Genomic DNA, 14,980 nt, shown 5'->3' with positions numbered 1-14,980 from the left:
GCGCTCACCGCGGCCGGCCACCCGGCGGTCAGGCCGAGTGGGTGCCGCGGCCGGACTGGTAGGGGCGGCCGCGGAGGCCGCCCGTGCGCCGGTAGGAGACCGTGCCGCCGTTCGCCACCGCCGGCAGGTCGGCCGGCCGGTCCAGGCCCATCGCCGTACGCCGGACGGCCTCCCGCTGGGCCGCCAGCCGGCGCTGCGCCTCCCGGCGGGCCGCCGCCCGGCGGGCCTGCTCGCGACGGACCTCGGCCTGCCGGGCGGCCAGCCAGGCGGCCTCGCGGGCCTGCGCGCGCCGGCGCCGCTGGTCGGCGAGCGCGCGGGAGCGGAGGTGTACGACGTACACGATGAGGAGCGTGCCGGTGACCGCGAAGCCGATCCAGAAGCCGGGGCCCACGACCAGCACGCCGACCAACTCGACCGTGTTGAGCAGCAGCAGCGCGGCGAGCACCCGGCGGCGCCGGTAGACGGCCGGGGTGTGGTGGCGGTGGCGGGGTGGGCGACGGCGGGCGGCCCCGGAGCCGCGACCGGCCGGCGGGACCGTCCGCAGCCGGTCCGACCGACGGGACGGGCCGGGCGGGGCGGAGACGGGTGCGGCGCGGCCCCCCGAACCAGTCTCCTCACTCAGCGTGACGACAAAGGTACGCGGAGGGTTCACCGGGCGGCGACCCGGGACAGTACGACGCCGCCGGCGGCGCTGGAGCACCCGCGCCGTCGACTGCGCCCGCTCCGCCGCCAGCCGCTCGGTGGCGTCGTACCGGCGGACCAGCGCCGGCGCGAGGGCGAGCAGGCCGGCGGCGGCGAGGACGGCGAGGAGCACCGAGGTCGGCACCCTCACCCCTCCCGTCACCGAGTTCGGAGCAACCGCCACCCGACCGCAGGATCTTTCACCGATCAGCCTCGGGGGCGAGGATCGTACGGACGGGCCGCGCTTGCCGCAGCTTGCAGTTACCTGAGGTTACGGGCGGTCGTGCCTGATGGTGACACGCCGCGCCGATCGTCACGGGTGGGACGGTTCACCCGGTTGCGGCGCGCAGCCGCTGCCAGCGGGCCAGCAACCCGCCCTCGGCGGCGACCTCCTCGCTGGTCATCGCGTACCCGATGTGGTCACGCCACGCACCGTCGATGTGCATGTAGCGCACGTGGTACGCCTCCTCGCGGAACCCCAGCTTCTCGACCACCCGGCGGGACGGCCGGTTCTCCGGGCGGATGTTGACCTCGACCCGGTGCAGCCCGCCGGGGCCGAACGCGTGGTCGACGGCGAGGGCCAGCGCGGTCGGGACGACGCCACGGCCTGCCACCCGGGAGTCCACCCAGTAGCCGGCGTAGCCGGAGCAGAACGCCCGGCGCACGATGCTGCCGATGTTGAGATGCCCGACGAGGTTCTCCCGGCCGCTTTCGCGCAGGCAGACCGCGAACGGCATGCTCTCGCCGAGGCGGGCGGAGCGGCGCTGGTCGCGGTGGACCCAGCGGAAGGCGGCGGGCGAGTTCAGCTCGTGCCAGCTGCCGGGCAGGGACGACTCCCAGGGCGCCAGCCAGGCCTCGTTGGCTCGCCGTACCTCCGACCAGGCCGCGGCGTCGGAGCGCCGGTACGGTCTCAGCAGCACCGGACCGTCCGCGAGTACGACCGGCCAGCCGGGCGTACGGCGTCCCAGAAGGCTCACCCGGCCGATCCTCCGTCGGGGACGCGGCCCAGGGCAAGCAGACTCATCGACGTCGGTCCAACAGAAGCACGTCCACGGTGGACCCGGCGGCGGCGGTGGTGACCCGCTCGCCGAGCACCATCAGGCCGTTCGCCTCGGCCAGCCCGGAGAGCGTCAGCGGCCCGCCGCGCAGCGGCTGGACCGTGTAGCCGCCGCCGCGCCGCTCGGCGACGTGCGCCGGGCGGAACTCGCGCAGCCCGGCCGGGGAGGAGATGGTCTCCAGCAGGTGCGCGCGGACGCTGGGCCGGAACACCGGCTCCGCTCCGGCGAGCAGGTTGATCGCGGGCCGGGCCAGCACCTCGAAGCCGATCAGCGCGGCACCCGGCTCGCCGGGCAGGCAGACCACCGGCACCTCTTCGGGGCCGACCGTGCCGAAGCCGAGGGCGGTGCCCGGGTAGAGCGCCACCTCGGTGAACGTCACCGGCCCCGCCCGGCTGCCCTCCCTCCGGGACAGGATCCGCCGGACCATGTCGCCCGGTCCCGTGCCGGTGCCGCCGGTGGTGATGATGAGGTCGGCGCGCAGCGTCTGGTCCTCCAGCAGGCCGCGCAGCCCCTCCGGGTCGTCGTCGCAGATGCCCACCCGGTACGCGAGGGCCCCCACCTCGGCGGCGGCGGCGGTCAGCGCGTGCGAGTTGACGTCGACGACCTGGCCGGGCTGGCTGCCCCGGCCCACCTCCACCAGTTCGTCGCCGGTGGCCACGATGACCACCCGGGGGCTGGGGCGGACCACCACGTGCCCGATGCCGGTGGCGGCGAGCACCGCCACCAGCGCCGGTGAGACGTACGTTCCGGCGCGGGCGAGCGGGGTGCCGGCGGACAGTTCCTCACCGGCCTTGCGGACGCCATACCCCCGCTTGGGGGCGCGGTGGATCTCCACCGCGGCCATGCCCTGGTCGGTCCACTCCACCGGGACCACCACGTCCGCGCCGATCGGCAGGGGCGCCCCGGCGGCGACGGAGAAGCAGGCCCCGGGGGTGAGCCGGACCGGGCGCCAGCTCGCGGCGCCCAGGTCACCGACCACGTTGAGCCGGACGGCGCGCCCGCCCGGCGAACCGGCCTGGGCCGGGACGTAGCCCACCCCCCGGCCACCACCGGCGATGTCCTCCCAGCGCGCCGCGTACCCGTCCACCGCGGCCTGGTCGAAGGCGGGATACGAGTGCGGCGCGACGACGTCCTCGGCGAGGACGTTGCCGTACGCCTGGGTGAGGTCGAGGTCGAGCGGAGGCAGCGCGCGTAACCTGCGCAGCACACTGCCCAGGTAGTCGGCGAGCGGCGTCAACTCGTTCGCGGCCGCCTCGGCGTCGGCCGTCGCGGTCATGTATTCGGACCGCCCGACGCGTCGGAGTTGACGAACTCGGCGAGCCACTTGCGGAACTCGGCACCCAGGTCGTCGCGCTCGACGGCGATCTGCACGACGGTCTGGAGGTAACCCAGCGGCATGCCGGTGTCGTAGCGGGTGCCCCGGTAGACGATCGCGTGGACCGGCACCCCCTCGGTGCGCAGCAGCTCCATCGCGTCGGTCAGCTGGATCTCGCCGCCGCTGCCCGGCTCGGTGCGGCGGATCGCGTCGAAGATCCGGCCGGGCAGGACGTAGCGCCCGAGCACGGCGAGGTTGCTCGGGGCGTCCTCCGGCTTGGGCTTCTCCACCATGCCGGTCACCTTGACGACCTCACCGATGTCGGTCAGCTCCGCCTCGGCCGGCTCCACGGACGCGATGCCGTACCGCGTGGTCTCGGCCGGGTCGACCTCGAAGAAGGCCAGCACGACGCCGCCGGTGCGGGCCTGGAGCTCCAGCATGGCCGGCAGCAGCGGCTCGGACTGCTTGACGAACTCGTCGCCGAGCAGCACCGCGAACGGCTGGTCGCCGACGTGGGACTCGGCGTACCCGACGGCGTGCCCGAGGCCGAGCTGTTCGGGCTGCCGGCAGGTGTAGATGGCGGCCAGCTCCTCGGTCCGCTTGACGGCGGCCAGCAGCTCCGGCTTCTTCGCGAGCCGTTCCTCCAGGTCGGGGCGGCGGTCGAAGTGGTCCACCATCGACGTCTTGCCGCGCCCGGTGATCAGCAGGACGTCGCTGAGGCCGGCCTGGGTGGCCTCCTCGACGATGTACTGCAGCACCGGCCGGTCGACCACCGGGAGCAGCTCCTTGGGCACGGCCTTGGTGGCCGGCAGGAACCGGGTGGCGAGTCCGGCGGCCGGGATGACGGCCTTGACCGCGCGGGAACGACCGGTCGCGGCGGCCGTCGTTGAGGGGTTCGCTGAGTGCTCCGACATGTCGCGAGACTATCGGCCACGGCTCTGCCGTGGCGGGTGAGGACCGGAAGACGCGCCGCCGCCGGGAGCGGGTAACACCGGCTCGGGCGCGCCGTCGACGGCCGGCAGTTCACGGTGGGCACCAGCCCGGGGCAGGCCGTCGTCCGGGGTGACCGCGCCCGCCGGTACCGGGATCTCCCGGACCGGCGGGGCGGCGCGGGCCACGGCGGCGACCCGCCACGTGTCCCGCCCGCCGGCCTTCGCCGCGTACAGCGCCTCGTCGGCGGCGTCGAGCACCTGCTGCCCGGTGCTGCCGTGGTCCGGGTAGACGGCGATGCCGATGGAGACGGTCACCGCCACCAGGATCGGCGTGTCCGGCCCGTCCACGGTGATCGGCGTGCCCCGGACCGCGGTGCCGAGCCGTTCCGCCACGATGGTGGCGCCCCGGGCGTCGGTCTCCGGCAGCAGCACGACGAACTCCTCACCGCCCTGCCGGAAGGCGAGGTCCACCTCGCGGATCTCGTCGCGTACCCGGCGGGCGAACTCGGCGAGCACCGTGTCCCCGGCGGTGTGCCCGTAGGTGTCGTTGACGTGTTTGAACAGGTCCAGGTCGAGGGCGAGGACGCTGAGCATCCGGCCGAACCGGCTGGCCCGCTCCACCTCCCGGCGGATCGACTCCCGCAGGTAGCGGTAGTTCCACAAGCCGGTGAGCGGGTCGGTCAGCGACAGCCGCTGAGCCTCCTCGTGCACCCGCACGTTGTCCACCGCCACGGCCGCGTGGCCGGCGAAGGTGCGCAGCGTGACAAGGTCGTCGTCGTCGAACTCGTCGCCGCCGAGCCGGTCGTAGAGGGCCAGCACGCCGAGCGCGGTCGCGGGCCCGTCCACGGCGGACCGGGCGGCCGCGCCGTCGGGACGCGCGACCCCGCCCTCCCCGGGGGCCGCGAACGGCACCGCGATGTACGTGCGGCAACGCGGCTCGCCCGGCGGTACGGCGGACGGCTCCACCCGGCCGCGTCGCGGCTCCCCGGTCACCGCGACCGCACCCACCACACCGCCGTCCAGCGGCACCCGCACCGGCCCGGGCGGGTCGTCGGGGCCGGCCAACCCCTCCGTGGCCTGCGCGACCAGCGACCCGCCCGCGTCCACCAGCAGTACCGCCCCGGCCCGGGCCCCGGTGGCGGCGATCGCGCTGTGCAGGATCACCCGCAGGATGCGTTGCAGGTCGTGGGTGCTGGCCAGGGTGTCGCCCAGCACGGCCAGGTGCCCGCGCAGCTGGTCCCGGCTGCTGGTCAGGGCGGCCACGTAGGTGCCCGTCTCCCGGGTCATCCGGTTGAACGCCCCGGCCAGCCGCCCGAGTTCGTCGCAGCTGCGCACCGGCACCCGCGCGGTCAGATCGCCCCGGGCGACCCGGTCGACCGCGCCCGCCAACTCCACCAGCGGCCGGGTCGTGACCCGGGCCAGCCGCCACGCGGCGGCCACCGCCAGCAGGGCGGCGAGCAGCACGGCGGTGACCAGGGCGGCGTACAGGCCGGGCGGCTGGTCGCTGGGGACGGACAGCACCAGCGGTAGCGGCTGCCCCTCGGACGGGCCGACGCGGCGCACGTACCGGCCGTCGGCGGTGCCGACGACCCGTTCGCCGTCCAGCCCGCCGGCGGCGGCGAGCACCGCGTCGCGTACCCCGGCCGACTCGGTGGTGTGGCGGAGCCGGACCGGCGACTCGGGCCCGTCCAGCAACGTGACCGCCACCCCGGTGACCGCCGCGAGCCGCGCCACGAACGCCGGGTCGACCGGCTGCGCGGCGGTGACCGTGCCCAGCGGCGCCCCGGCCGCGTCCCGCAGGTCCACCCGGGCGGCGAGGGCCCGTGGCGGCCCGGCCGCCGGGACGCCGGCCGAGCAGTCCCGCCAGGGGGTCGGCGGGGCACCCGGGGTGGCGTGGACGACACCGCCCGCGACGTCGGCGACCAGCACGGCGGCGGCCAGCCCGCGGCTGACCACCTGACCGGCCGCGGCGGCGCGGTCCTCGGTGAGGGCCACCGCGTCGGCGGCGGCGCGGAGCTGCTGACAGAGGGCGTCCACCGACGTGCGTACGGCGGCGGCGGCCACGGCGAGCCGCTCGGTGGACCGGCTGCGGTCGACCACCGCCACGGCCGACCCCACGAAGAACGCCCCGACCAGGACCGGGCCGAGCACCACCGTCAGGAAGGCTGCGGTCAGGCGCCCGCGCAGTGTCACTCGGTCCCCCCGGAACTTCGCCGGCCGATGCTTGCGATGCTGACACAGAGCCACCACATGACCAGCGTTGCGTCAGGAGTGTTGCGTGCCGGATTTTTCTGATGGAGCGGAAGTGACCCCTGATGCGAAGCGCGAGGCGCGGGCCGCGCTGCTCACCCGCCGCCGGACGCTGACCGATCCGGAGCTGATCGCCGCCGCCGGGCGCGTCCAGGCCGAGCTGGTGGCCCTGGTACGCCGGCTGCGCCCGCGCCGGATGACCGCGTACGTGCCGGTGGCCTCCGAGCCGGGTGGCCCGGACCTGCCGGCGGTGCTGCAGGCGGCGCTGCCGACGGGCGCCGAACTGCTGCTGCCGGTGCTGCGCGACGACCTCGACCTGAACTGGGCGCCGTGGGCCGGGCCGGACGCGCTGGTGGCCGCCGGGCGGGGGATGCGGGAGCCGACCTGGCCCCGGCTCGGCGTGACCGCCGTGGCCGAGGCCGAGCTGGTGGTGGTGCCGGCGCTGGCGGTGGACCGGCGGGGCGTGCGGCTGGGCCGGGGCGGCGGCTCGTACGACCGCGCTCTCGCCCGCGTCCCGTCGACCGCGTTGACCGTGGTGCCCCTGCACGATGGCGAACTGGTCGACGAGCTGCCCGCCGAGGCGCACGACCGCCCGGTCCGCGCGGTGGTCACCCCGGCCGGCGGCCTGCGTACGCTGGACGCCGCCCCGCCGGCGTGACCGGGCGCGGGCGGGTGTCGCGCCCCACACTTCCGCTGGACGAATCCGGGGCGATGACGCACCATTGGCACTCGAAGACGTCGAGTGCCAACCGGCCGCGCCAGAACCGGAGGAGAACGTGCCCACGTACCAGTACGCCTGCACCGCGTGCGGTCACCAGCTCGAGGCGGTGCAGTCCTTCTCTGACGAGCCGTTGACCGAGTGCCCGACGTGCGAGGGTCGGCTGCGGAAGCTGTTCAACTCCGTCGGCATCGTGTTCAAGGGCTCGGGCTTCTACCGCACCGACTCCCGCTCGTCCGGCTCCGACCCGGGCAGCGGCACCTCCGCCAGCAAGCCCGCCGCGGGCAGCGACTCGGGCTCGTCGTCCAGCTCGTCCACGTCCACGTCCACGTCGACGTCCTCGTCGTCGAACGGCTCCTCCGGCAGCACCACCAAGGCCCCGGCCGCGAGCAGCGCCAGTTCCTCCTGAGGTGTAAGGAAGGGCCCCCTGTTAACGCCTCGCGTTGTACAGGGGGCCCTTCTTAACGCCTGACGGTCAGTCCCAGTGCGGCGGGCGCTGCTCCAGCAGCCAGTCGTCGTTGCCGCCGGAGCGCTCGCCCCAGCCGCGGTCCGTGTCGTCGGTGGTCTGCTCGGGCAGCATCACGAAGTCGTCGTCGCTCAGGTCGACGAGCCGGTCGTCGTCGCCGCGCGTCGCGGGGTCCTCGGTGCTCACGAGCGGCAAGACTAGCGCAGCGGGATGTCTCCGCCGGTGCGCCGACCCGGAGGCCGGGCCCCCGTGCGCCGACCCGGAGGCCGGGCCCCGTGCACGATCCGGAGGGCGACGGCGCGCGGCGGTGCGCCGGCCGGGCCGTACGGCGTCCGTGCGCCGATCCGGGGGCGACCGCGCGCGCCGGGCGTCGGACGGCCGGTGCGTTGGTAGCGTCGGACGGCGTGACGACCCCCGGCAGCTCCCCGGACGACTACTGGCGGCCCGGCCCGGGCGCCGACGGTCCGCCCCCGGACCAGACCGGCCCGGCACCGCAGCAGCCGGCACCGGCCGGCGGGTACGCCGGTCCCCCGCCCACCACCCCGCCCCCGAGCGGCTGGCGGCCGCCCCTGCACGTGCAGCCACCACCGCCCCGGCGGCTGCCCCCGCAGGACATGGCCGAGCTCGACCTCGCCGAGCAGCGGGCGCAGCGACTCACCTGGGCGGTGGGTGCCGTGGCCGGGGTGCTGCTCCTGGTGCTGATGTGCCTGCTCTGCTCGCGGCTGGTCCTTTGACGCCACGTCGGCGTGCCGGGTCCGGGCGGAGCCGCGTCAGCGCGTGCCGGGCGCGAGGGGCGTCAGAGCGTGTTGCCCCAGACGGCCTCGGCGCCGCTGTGCCCGGTGAGGTAGACGTACACGAGACTCGCGCCGGCCAGCACGACCACCACCACCGACAGCGCCGGCGTCACCCAGAACGGTAGTTTCGGGACGCGCGGGTGGCCGCTGGTCACCACGAGCAGCACGACGGCGGCGATGGCCAGCGGCAGCACGTACCGGAACGTGAGGTCGCCGTACCGGGAGTGCTCGAAGATCTGGTCGACGATCGGCCCCTGGAGCCCACGGGCCACGAACACGTCGGTCAGCTCCTCGCCGGACTGCACCGCCACCCACGCGGTGATCGGCGCCGCCACCGCCAGCAGCACGATCGCCCAGTCGATGCGGGACCGGAACCGGGGCAGCGCCACGTACGCGATCGACAGCAGCGCGAGCAGGGGTACGAACACGACCACCGCGTGCACCACCAGCGCATGCGCCGGTAGACCCAGGATCTCCTTGAACATCGGCACCTCCGGCAGGGAGCGATCGCGGGACGCCAGCCTACGGTGCACCGGTCCGCCCGCCCAGGACTCTCACCGGGGCTACACGCGCGCCTCGTCCGACCGGTTCACAGTGTTTCCGGAAACTTCCCGGCTGTGGTCGGGGCCACCCGGCTCCGGGCTCGGTTGTCGACTCACCTGCCGCGTGCTGTCATTGGCACATGTCCGCTGGTGAGGAGCTGCTCCGGTCGAAGGGCCTTCGGGTCACCCGGCCGCGCCTCGCCGTCCTCGACGTGCTCGCCGCCGGCGGCCACCTGGAGGTGGACGAGATCACCCGGCGGGTCCGGGAGCGCCTCGACTCCGTCTCCACCCAGGCGGTGTACGACGTGCTGGGTGCGCTGTCCCGGGCCGGGCTGTCCCGCCGGATCGAGCCCGCCGGCAGCCCCGCCCGCTACGAGGCGCGCGTCGGCGACAACCACCACCACGTGGTCTGCCGGGGCTGCGGCGAGATCGCCGACGTCGACTGCACCGTCGGCAGCGCGCCCTGCCTCGACCCGCACACCGCCCACGGCTTCGAGGTGGACGAGGCGGAAGTGACCTTCTGGGGTCTCTGCCCCTCCTGCCAGGCCCGGCGCTCCGCGGACGAGTGACCGCACGCCCGGCCGGACGCTCCCGGTCGTGGCACTCTTGATCCGTGGACTCCGACGACGTAGGCCTCTTCGGCCCGGGTTCGGTCACCTGGAAGGTGCACGAGGAGCCGGTCCTGATCGTCGCCGGCCTGCGCTCGCTCTACCTGCAGGCCCTGCACCCGAGGGCGATGGCCGGGGTGGCGCAGAACAGCAACTACCGCTCGGACGCCTGGGGCCGCCTGGTCCGCACCGCCACCTACGTGGGGACCACGATCTACGGCACGACCGCCGAGGCGGAGGAGGCCGGGCGGCGGCTGCGCCGACTGCACGGGCGGATGCGCGCCACCGACCCGCTGACCGGTGAGGAGTTCCGGATCGACGACCCCGACCTGCTGCGGTGGGTGCACGTCACCGAGGTGGAGTCGTTCCTCGACACCGCACGCCGGGCCGGGGTGCCGTTGAGCGCCGAGGAGATCGACGGGTACTACACCGAGCAGCGGCGGGCGGCCGCCCTGGTGGGGCTTGCCCCGGAGACCGTTCCGGGGACGGCGGCCGAGGTGGCCGCGTACTACCGCACGGTCCGGCCCGAGCTGCGGATGACCCGCGAGGCGGCCGAGACCGCCTTGTTCCTCACCGCCCCGCCGCTGCCGTGGAAGCTCAGCCTGCCGGCCCGGCTCGGGCTCACCCTGGGGCCGCCCCGCTGGGCGTACCTCGGCATCGCCGGGACGGCGCTCGCGCTGTTGCCGGCCTGGGCCCGGCGGATGTACGGCGGGCTGGGCCTGCCGACCACCGCGCTCTCCGCCGACCTGACCGTACGCGCGCTGCGGCTGGCGCTGGCGGCGGTGCCCCGCCGGTGGCGGGAGGGGCCGATGCCGCAGGCCGCCAGGGAGCGGGCCGCCCGGCTGGCCGGCGCACCGTTGCCGGGCTGACCCGCTGCCCGGTCCGGGGCGGCCTGGGCCGGCCGGACGGGGTCGCGAGCACGGGGACGGCCGGCCCAGCACATGATCGACTCGGGATGCGGCAGACCGAGGGCTTCCCGAAGCCGGGATGCCGTCCTTCGCCGTGACCCGCGACAGGCCCCCGCCGTTGACGGCGCCCCGACCCGCGACGGGGCGTCAGGACTGGCCGACGCCGCTCTCGACGGCGGCCCAGAGGTCCTTGCCCGGCGTCTCCGCCCCGACCGGGCAGGTGCGTCGGTAGTCGCACCAGCCGCAGCGCGGCCCCGGCGTGGTGGGGAAGGCCTCGTCCGGGTCGCCGCCGTCGGCCACCGCACGCTCGGCGGCCATGATGTCCCGGGCGGTCTCCTCGGCGCGGCCGACCTGGCGGGCGAGCGACTCCGTGGTGTGCTCGTGCGCGGCGACCGTGCCGGTCGGCAGGTGGTGCAGCTCCACCCGGTGGCAGGGGCGGCGGAAGGTCCGCTCGGCCGCGTACGCGTAGAGCGCCAGCGCCTGCGAGCCGCGCGCGTCGTCGGCGTCCAGCCCGGCGCGGCCGGTCTTGTAGTCCACGATGACCAGCTCCGGGCCGGCCGGCCCCGGGCGGGAGTCGATGCGGTCGGCGCGGCCGTTGAACGCCAGCACGCCGGTCTTCACGGCGACCACCCGTTCCACACCGATCGGGTCGGTGTCGGGGTCGATCGTCGCCACGTACGCCTCGAGCCAGCCCAGCGCCCGCCGGTAGGCGGCCCGTTCCTGCTCGTCGTCCCGGTAGCCGTCGCGGACCCAGGTGCCCTTGAGCAGCGTGGCCAGCACCTCCGGGTGGCGGCGCTCGGCGGGCAGCGCGTACCAGTTCTTCAGTGCGGTGTGGACACTGGCGCCGAGCGAGTTGTGCGCCCAGGGTGGCCCCTTCGGCGGGGCCGGCCGGTCCACGTAGGAGTAGCGGTAGCGCCGGGGACAGTCGGCGTACGCCCCGAGCTTGCTGGGCGTGCAGACGAACAGCCGCTCGGGCATGCCCTCGAAGCCGAGCTGCTCGGGCTCGGCGCCCCGGGGGCGCGGCGGGGAGGTGGAAGGTCGGCCGGGTCGTCGCACACCGCGATCCTGCCACCCCGCCCCGACAGGATCAGGCCATGGTCGTGTACTGGCTGACGAACGCGGCCACCGCGTCGGCGATGAGCTGCACCGCGATCGCGGCCAGCAGCAGGCCGGCGATGCGGGTCAGCACCTCGATGCCGCCGGGGCGCAGGATCTTGACGATTCCGCCGGAGAAGCGCAGCACCACCCAGACCGCGAGCATCACCGCGACGATGGCGGCCGCGATGGCGGTGTGGTCGGCCGTGCCCTCGGCCTGCTGGACGAAGAGCATCGTGGCCACGATCGCGCCGGGGCCGGCGAGGAGCGGGGTGCCCAGCGGCACCAGGGCGATGTTGGAGGTGACCTGCTGGCTGGGGTCGTCCGCCTTGCCGGTCAGCAGCTCCAGGGCGACGAGCACGAGCAGCAGGCCGCCGGCGGCCTGGAGCGCGGGCAGGTCCACGTGCAGGTAGTCGAGCAGGGTCTGTCCGGCCACCGCGAAGATCACGATCACGCCGAGCGCCAGCGCCACGGCCTGCCAGGCCGCCCGGTTCCGGTCCCGGGCCGGCAGCGGCCCGGTCAGCGCGAGGAAGATGGGCATCATGCCCGGCGGGTCGACGATCACCAGCAGGGTCACGAAGACCTCGCCGAAGAGCTTGAGATCCACCCGACCAACCTAGCCGCGCCGTCCGGAGCGGAAACGCCGATCAGCCGGAAGCGACCGCCGTCACTCCGGCGGCGGCGATCCGCTCGTACGCCTCGACGTCGGTGGTGAACGCGCCCAGCCGGACCGTCTTGTGGCTGCCGTGGAAGTCCGACGATCCGGTGACCAGCAGGCCCAGCTCGGCGGCGAGGGCGCGGACGTGCGCCCGCTCCGCCGGCGAGTGGTCCTCGTGGTCGGCCTCCAGCCCCATCAGTCCGGCCGCGGCGAGATCCGCGATCAGCTCGTCGGGCACGATCCGTCCCCGCCGGGTGGCGCGCGGGTGGGCGAAGACCGGGACGCCCCCGGCCGCGAGCACCAGCCGGACCGCGTCGAAGACCTCGATGTCCTCCTTCGGCAGCCGGTACCGCTCGCCCAACCAGTCCGGGCCGAACGCCTCGGTCGTGGTCGCGACCAGCCCGGCCCGGATGAGCGCCTGGGCGATGTGCGGCCGGCCGACCGTCCCGCCGCCCGCCCCGGCGAGAATCTCGGACCAGCTCACCTCGATGCCGTCGGCCTGGAGCAGGCGGACGATCCGCTCGCCGCGCTCCTCCCGGGCGAGGCGTACCCGGGCCAGCTCCGCGACCAGGTCCGGGTGGTCCGGGTCGAAGAGGTACGCGAGCAGGTGCAGCGGCACCGCGGGCTCCTCGCCGTACCACCGGCAGGACAGCTCCGCGCCGCGAACCAGGCGCAGCCCGGGCGGCAGCGCGCGGACGGCGGGCTCCCAGCCGGCGGTGGTGTCGTGGTCGGTGATCGCGAGCACGTCGAGGCCGGCGTCCGCCGCCGCGCGGACCAGCTCGGCGGGGGTGAGGGTGCCGTCGCTGGCGGTGGAGTGGGCGTGCAGGTCGATCCGCGTGCTCATCGCCTGAAGCTACCGGGCGAGCGGATCAATCCGCTCAGAAGCCGGTGCCGGCGACCGGCAGCGGACGGACGTCGGCGGGCACGCCGGCCAGCGGTTGGGTCGGCACCGCCTGCCCGGCCAGGACCGGCTCGGGGTCGACCCGGGCGAGGCGATTGCCGTCGACCACGTGGACGGCCACGTCCGCGGTCCAGACGGCGGGCCCGGTCAGGGGCGGCCCGGCCGGACGGGTCACCGGCGCGCCTTCCATCCGGTCCAGGTCCACCAGGAGGGCGGTGGCCTCGCCGTTCACCAGCAACCAGCGCCCGTCGGGGGACACGGTGCCACGGCCGTCGCCGGCGAGCGCGGGACCGCAGCCGGTTCGCACCACGGTCAGCGCCCTGGCCGGGTCGAGCAGCGCGAGACAGGGGCGGCCGGGCGTACCGGCGAGAACCTGCCCGACGACCAGCCCGTCCGGGCGTACGCCGTAGATGTGGCGCGCGCCCGCGCCGGCCTCCGTCGTCGTCTCGCCGGTCACCGGGTCCCAGACGCCGTGACCGCCGCGCTGCGCGTGCAGCCGCAGCAGGACCTCGTCGCCGACGAAGCCGACCGGCGCCGCCCCGGCCGGCAGGGAGTGCCGGGCCACGGTCATGACCTGGTTGTTGACGATGCTTCCCTTGACCAGCTCGCCGCCCTCCCGCCAGGCGACCAGGCGCGCGTCGCGGGACAGCGCGATCTCGGCCGCGCCGGCCAGCAGCACCTGCGCGACCCCGTTCGGCCGCACGACCCACAGCGAGCGGCCGGCCGGCGTCGGGGTCCCGACGAGCAGCCACCCGGCGGCGTCGGGCGAGCGTTGGGCACGCTCGACGGCTCCCACCCCGGTCAGCCTCACCTGCCGCGCGGCGGTCGTGACGAGCACGTCGTCGACGATCAGGTCGACCGCCGCCGGCTCGGCCGGGGCGGGGAGCGGGAGCGCGGGGGTCGGGGCGGACCGCCCGGAGTCCTCGGGATCGCCCAGGACGACGACGGCGGGACCGGGGACGGAGGGATCGCGGGCGAGCTGCGTCAGCCCCGCGCTGGCGGTCACCGTGATGACCGCGGCGAGGGCGAGGCCGACGGCCGTGCGGCGGCGCTGCGCCCGCCGGGCCCGCCGGATGGCGACGTCGGCGTGGTCGGCGCCGAGCAGGCGCGGCTCGGCGACCTGCCGGGTGAGGGTCTCCCGCACCGCCTGCTCCAGCTCGTCCCGCGTCACGCCTGTTGGACGCGCCGGGGGCGCGGTCCGGTTGTCACGAGGACGGGCTGCGCTCACCGGTCCTCCGTGCGCGGCGCGCCGGCGCCCGCACGGCGGCCGGTCGGTGCTCCCACCGGCACCGGCGGCTCCTCGGTCACCGCTGGCGGGACGGGTGCTGTTCCGCCGATGACCGTCGGCTCACCCGGCCGCTCGTCGACCGGACGGGCCGGCACGCCGGCCTGCGCCGCCGGCACGCCGGTGCGCGGGGCCGGCACGCCGACAGGTGCCGGGGTACGGGTGGACCGCTGCTGCTGCCGCAGCGACGCCGGCTCGGCGGGAAGGTCGGCGGCGTCGACTCCCATCCGCCGCCGCAGGGTCGTCAGGGCACGGGAGGTCTGGCTCTTGACCGTGCCGGGCGAGATGTCGAGCAGGGCGGCGGTCTGGGCCTCGGACATGTCCTCGTAGAACCGCAGCACCAGCACCGCGCGCTGCCGGGCCGGGAGGGCGCTCAGGTGCCGCCAGAGCAGGTCCCGGTCGAGCTGCCGCTCGATCTCGTCGACCCCGGCCCGCTCGGGCAGCACATCGGTCGGGCGTTCACCGTGCCACCGCCGCCGCCACCAGCTGGTCGAGGTGTTGATCATCACGCGCCGGGCGTACGGTTCGACGGCCTCGATCCCGCCCAGCCGCTTCCAGGCCAGGTACGTCTTGGTCAGCGCGGTCTGGAGCAGATCCTCCGCGGTGGCCCAGTCACCGGCGAGCAGGTACGCGGTCCGCAGCAGCGCGCCCGAGCGGGCCGCGACGAACTCGCGGAACTCCTCCTCCCGCGGGTCCCTGCTCGCCACCGTCCACCTCCGTACCCCGTCCTGCCTGGCAGGCTCCCACGGAAAATGGTGTGCCGTTGATC

General features: G+C 75.5%; 17 protein-coding genes and 1 pseudogene. 5 read left to right on the top strand and 13 right to left on the bottom strand.

Annotated features, from left to right (window positions below):
- Positions 1-28 precede the first annotated feature (28 nt).
- From AB0873_RS25270 to AB0873_RS25250, 5 genes are all read right to left on the bottom strand, one after another.
- The gene (locus AB0873_RS25270; RefSeq protein ID WP_366602621.1) at positions 29-832 is read right to left on the bottom strand and encodes a hypothetical protein; all 804 of its coding nucleotides are present in this window, start codon (positions 830-832) and stop codon (positions 29-31) included.
- Positions 833-1,010: 178 nt separating this feature from the next.
- Complete coding sequence (locus AB0873_RS25265) at positions 1,011-1,658, bottom strand: GNAT family protein (RefSeq protein ID WP_366602619.1); 648 nt, start codon at positions 1,656-1,658, stop codon at positions 1,011-1,013.
- 43 nt (positions 1,659-1,701) lie between these two features.
- A complete protein-coding gene (gene glp / locus AB0873_RS25260; RefSeq protein ID WP_155328999.1) occupies positions 1,702-3,015 on the bottom strand; it encodes a gephyrin-like molybdotransferase Glp in 1,314 nt (437 codons plus the stop codon).
- The gene (locus AB0873_RS25255) at positions 3,012-3,968 is read right to left on the bottom strand and encodes a UTP--glucose-1-phosphate uridylyltransferase (RefSeq protein ID WP_155329000.1); all 957 of its coding nucleotides are present in this window, start codon (positions 3,966-3,968) and stop codon (positions 3,012-3,014) included. Before AB0873_RS25255 ends, glp begins: the two co-directional genes overlap by 4 nt.
- Positions 3,969-3,977: 9 nt before the next feature.
- On the bottom strand, positions 3,978-6,179 hold the full coding sequence (locus AB0873_RS25250) for a diguanylate cyclase (RefSeq protein WP_366602618.1): 2,202 nt from the start codon (positions 6,177-6,179) through the stop codon (positions 3,978-3,980).
- A gap of 85 nt (positions 6,180-6,264) precedes the next feature.
- Here AB0873_RS25250 and AB0873_RS25245 point away from each other — a divergent pair, with 85 nt between their 5' ends.
- Both AB0873_RS25245 and AB0873_RS25240 read left to right on the top strand, forming a co-directional pair.
- Entirely contained in the window at positions 6,265-6,894 is a 630-nt protein-coding gene (locus tag AB0873_RS25245) for a 5-formyltetrahydrofolate cyclo-ligase (RefSeq protein ID WP_366602616.1), read from the top strand.
- Positions 6,785-7,153: pseudogene (locus AB0873_RS25240) on the top strand (FmdB family zinc ribbon protein); the annotation flags it as partial. The gene AB0873_RS25245 and the pseudogene AB0873_RS25240, both read left to right, overlap by 110 nt.
- Before the next feature lie 14 nt (positions 7,154-7,167).
- On the opposite strand, the gene AB0873_RS25235 reads toward AB0873_RS25240, so the two are convergent.
- The gene (locus tag AB0873_RS25235; protein WP_366602642.1) at positions 7,168-7,326 is read right to left on the bottom strand and encodes a hypothetical protein; all 159 of its coding nucleotides are present in this window, start codon (positions 7,324-7,326) and stop codon (positions 7,168-7,170) included.
- A 103-nt stretch (positions 7,327-7,429) separates the two neighbouring features.
- Positions 7,430-7,606, bottom strand: coding sequence for a hypothetical protein (locus AB0873_RS25230; protein ID WP_196255778.1), 177 nt, complete (start codon positions 7,604-7,606; stop codon positions 7,430-7,432).
- A 218-nt stretch (positions 7,607-7,824) separates the two neighbouring features.
- Between AB0873_RS25230 and AB0873_RS25225 the strand changes: the two genes are divergently transcribed.
- Complete coding sequence (locus AB0873_RS25225) at positions 7,825-8,154, top strand: hypothetical protein (RefSeq protein WP_366602613.1); 330 nt, start codon at positions 7,825-7,827, stop codon at positions 8,152-8,154.
- A gap of 62 nt (positions 8,155-8,216) precedes the next feature.
- Here AB0873_RS25225 and AB0873_RS25220 read toward each other — a convergent pair whose 3' ends face one another.
- A complete protein-coding gene (locus AB0873_RS25220; protein WP_155329005.1) occupies positions 8,217-8,699 on the bottom strand; it encodes a DUF2231 domain-containing protein in 483 nt (160 codons plus the stop codon).
- 197 nt (positions 8,700-8,896) lie between these two features.
- Between AB0873_RS25220 and AB0873_RS25215 the strand changes: the two genes are divergently transcribed.
- On the top strand, positions 8,897-9,325 hold the full coding sequence (locus AB0873_RS25215; RefSeq protein WP_155329006.1) for a Fur family transcriptional regulator: 429 nt from the start codon (positions 8,897-8,899) through the stop codon (positions 9,323-9,325).
- 44 nt (positions 9,326-9,369) lie between these two features.
- Positions 9,370-10,233: an oxygenase MpaB family protein gene (locus AB0873_RS25210; RefSeq protein WP_366602611.1), complete on the top strand. Its 864-nt coding sequence runs from the start codon at positions 9,370-9,372 to the stop codon at positions 10,231-10,233.
- 186 nt (positions 10,234-10,419) lie between these two features.
- Here the strand turns inward: AB0873_RS25210 and AB0873_RS25205 are convergent, their stop codons facing one another.
- The 5 genes from AB0873_RS25205 to AB0873_RS25185 are packed head-to-tail and all read right to left on the bottom strand — an operon-like array spanning position 10,420 to position 14,918.
- Positions 10,420-11,328, bottom strand: a complete 909-nt coding sequence (locus AB0873_RS25205) for a PD-(D/E)XK nuclease family protein (protein ID WP_366602609.1) — start codon at positions 11,326-11,328, stop codon at positions 10,420-10,422.
- Positions 11,329-11,359: 31 nt separating this feature from the next.
- Complete coding sequence (locus AB0873_RS25200) at positions 11,360-11,974, bottom strand: MarC family protein (RefSeq protein ID WP_155329009.1); 615 nt, start codon at positions 11,972-11,974, stop codon at positions 11,360-11,362.
- A gap of 40 nt (positions 11,975-12,014) precedes the next feature.
- Positions 12,015-12,869, bottom strand: coding sequence for a PHP domain-containing protein (locus AB0873_RS25195; protein ID WP_366602608.1), 855 nt, complete (start codon positions 12,867-12,869; stop codon positions 12,015-12,017).
- Between the two features lie 34 nt (positions 12,870-12,903).
- Complete coding sequence (locus AB0873_RS25190; RefSeq protein WP_366602607.1) at positions 12,904-14,097, bottom strand: hypothetical protein; 1,194 nt, start codon at positions 14,095-14,097, stop codon at positions 12,904-12,906.
- A 53-nt stretch (positions 14,098-14,150) separates the two neighbouring features.
- Complete coding sequence (locus AB0873_RS25185; RefSeq protein WP_366602606.1) at positions 14,151-14,918, bottom strand: SigE family RNA polymerase sigma factor; 768 nt, start codon at positions 14,916-14,918, stop codon at positions 14,151-14,153.
- Positions 14,919-14,980 lie beyond the last annotated feature (62 nt).

Source organism: Micromonospora sp. NPDC047707 (assembly GCF_040704235.1).
GTDB lineage: Bacteria > Actinomycetota > Actinomycetes > Mycobacteriales > Micromonosporaceae > Micromonospora.
The sequence above is the reverse complement of the archived record's forward strand: the minus strand, read 5'-3'. Positions and strand labels throughout refer to the sequence as shown.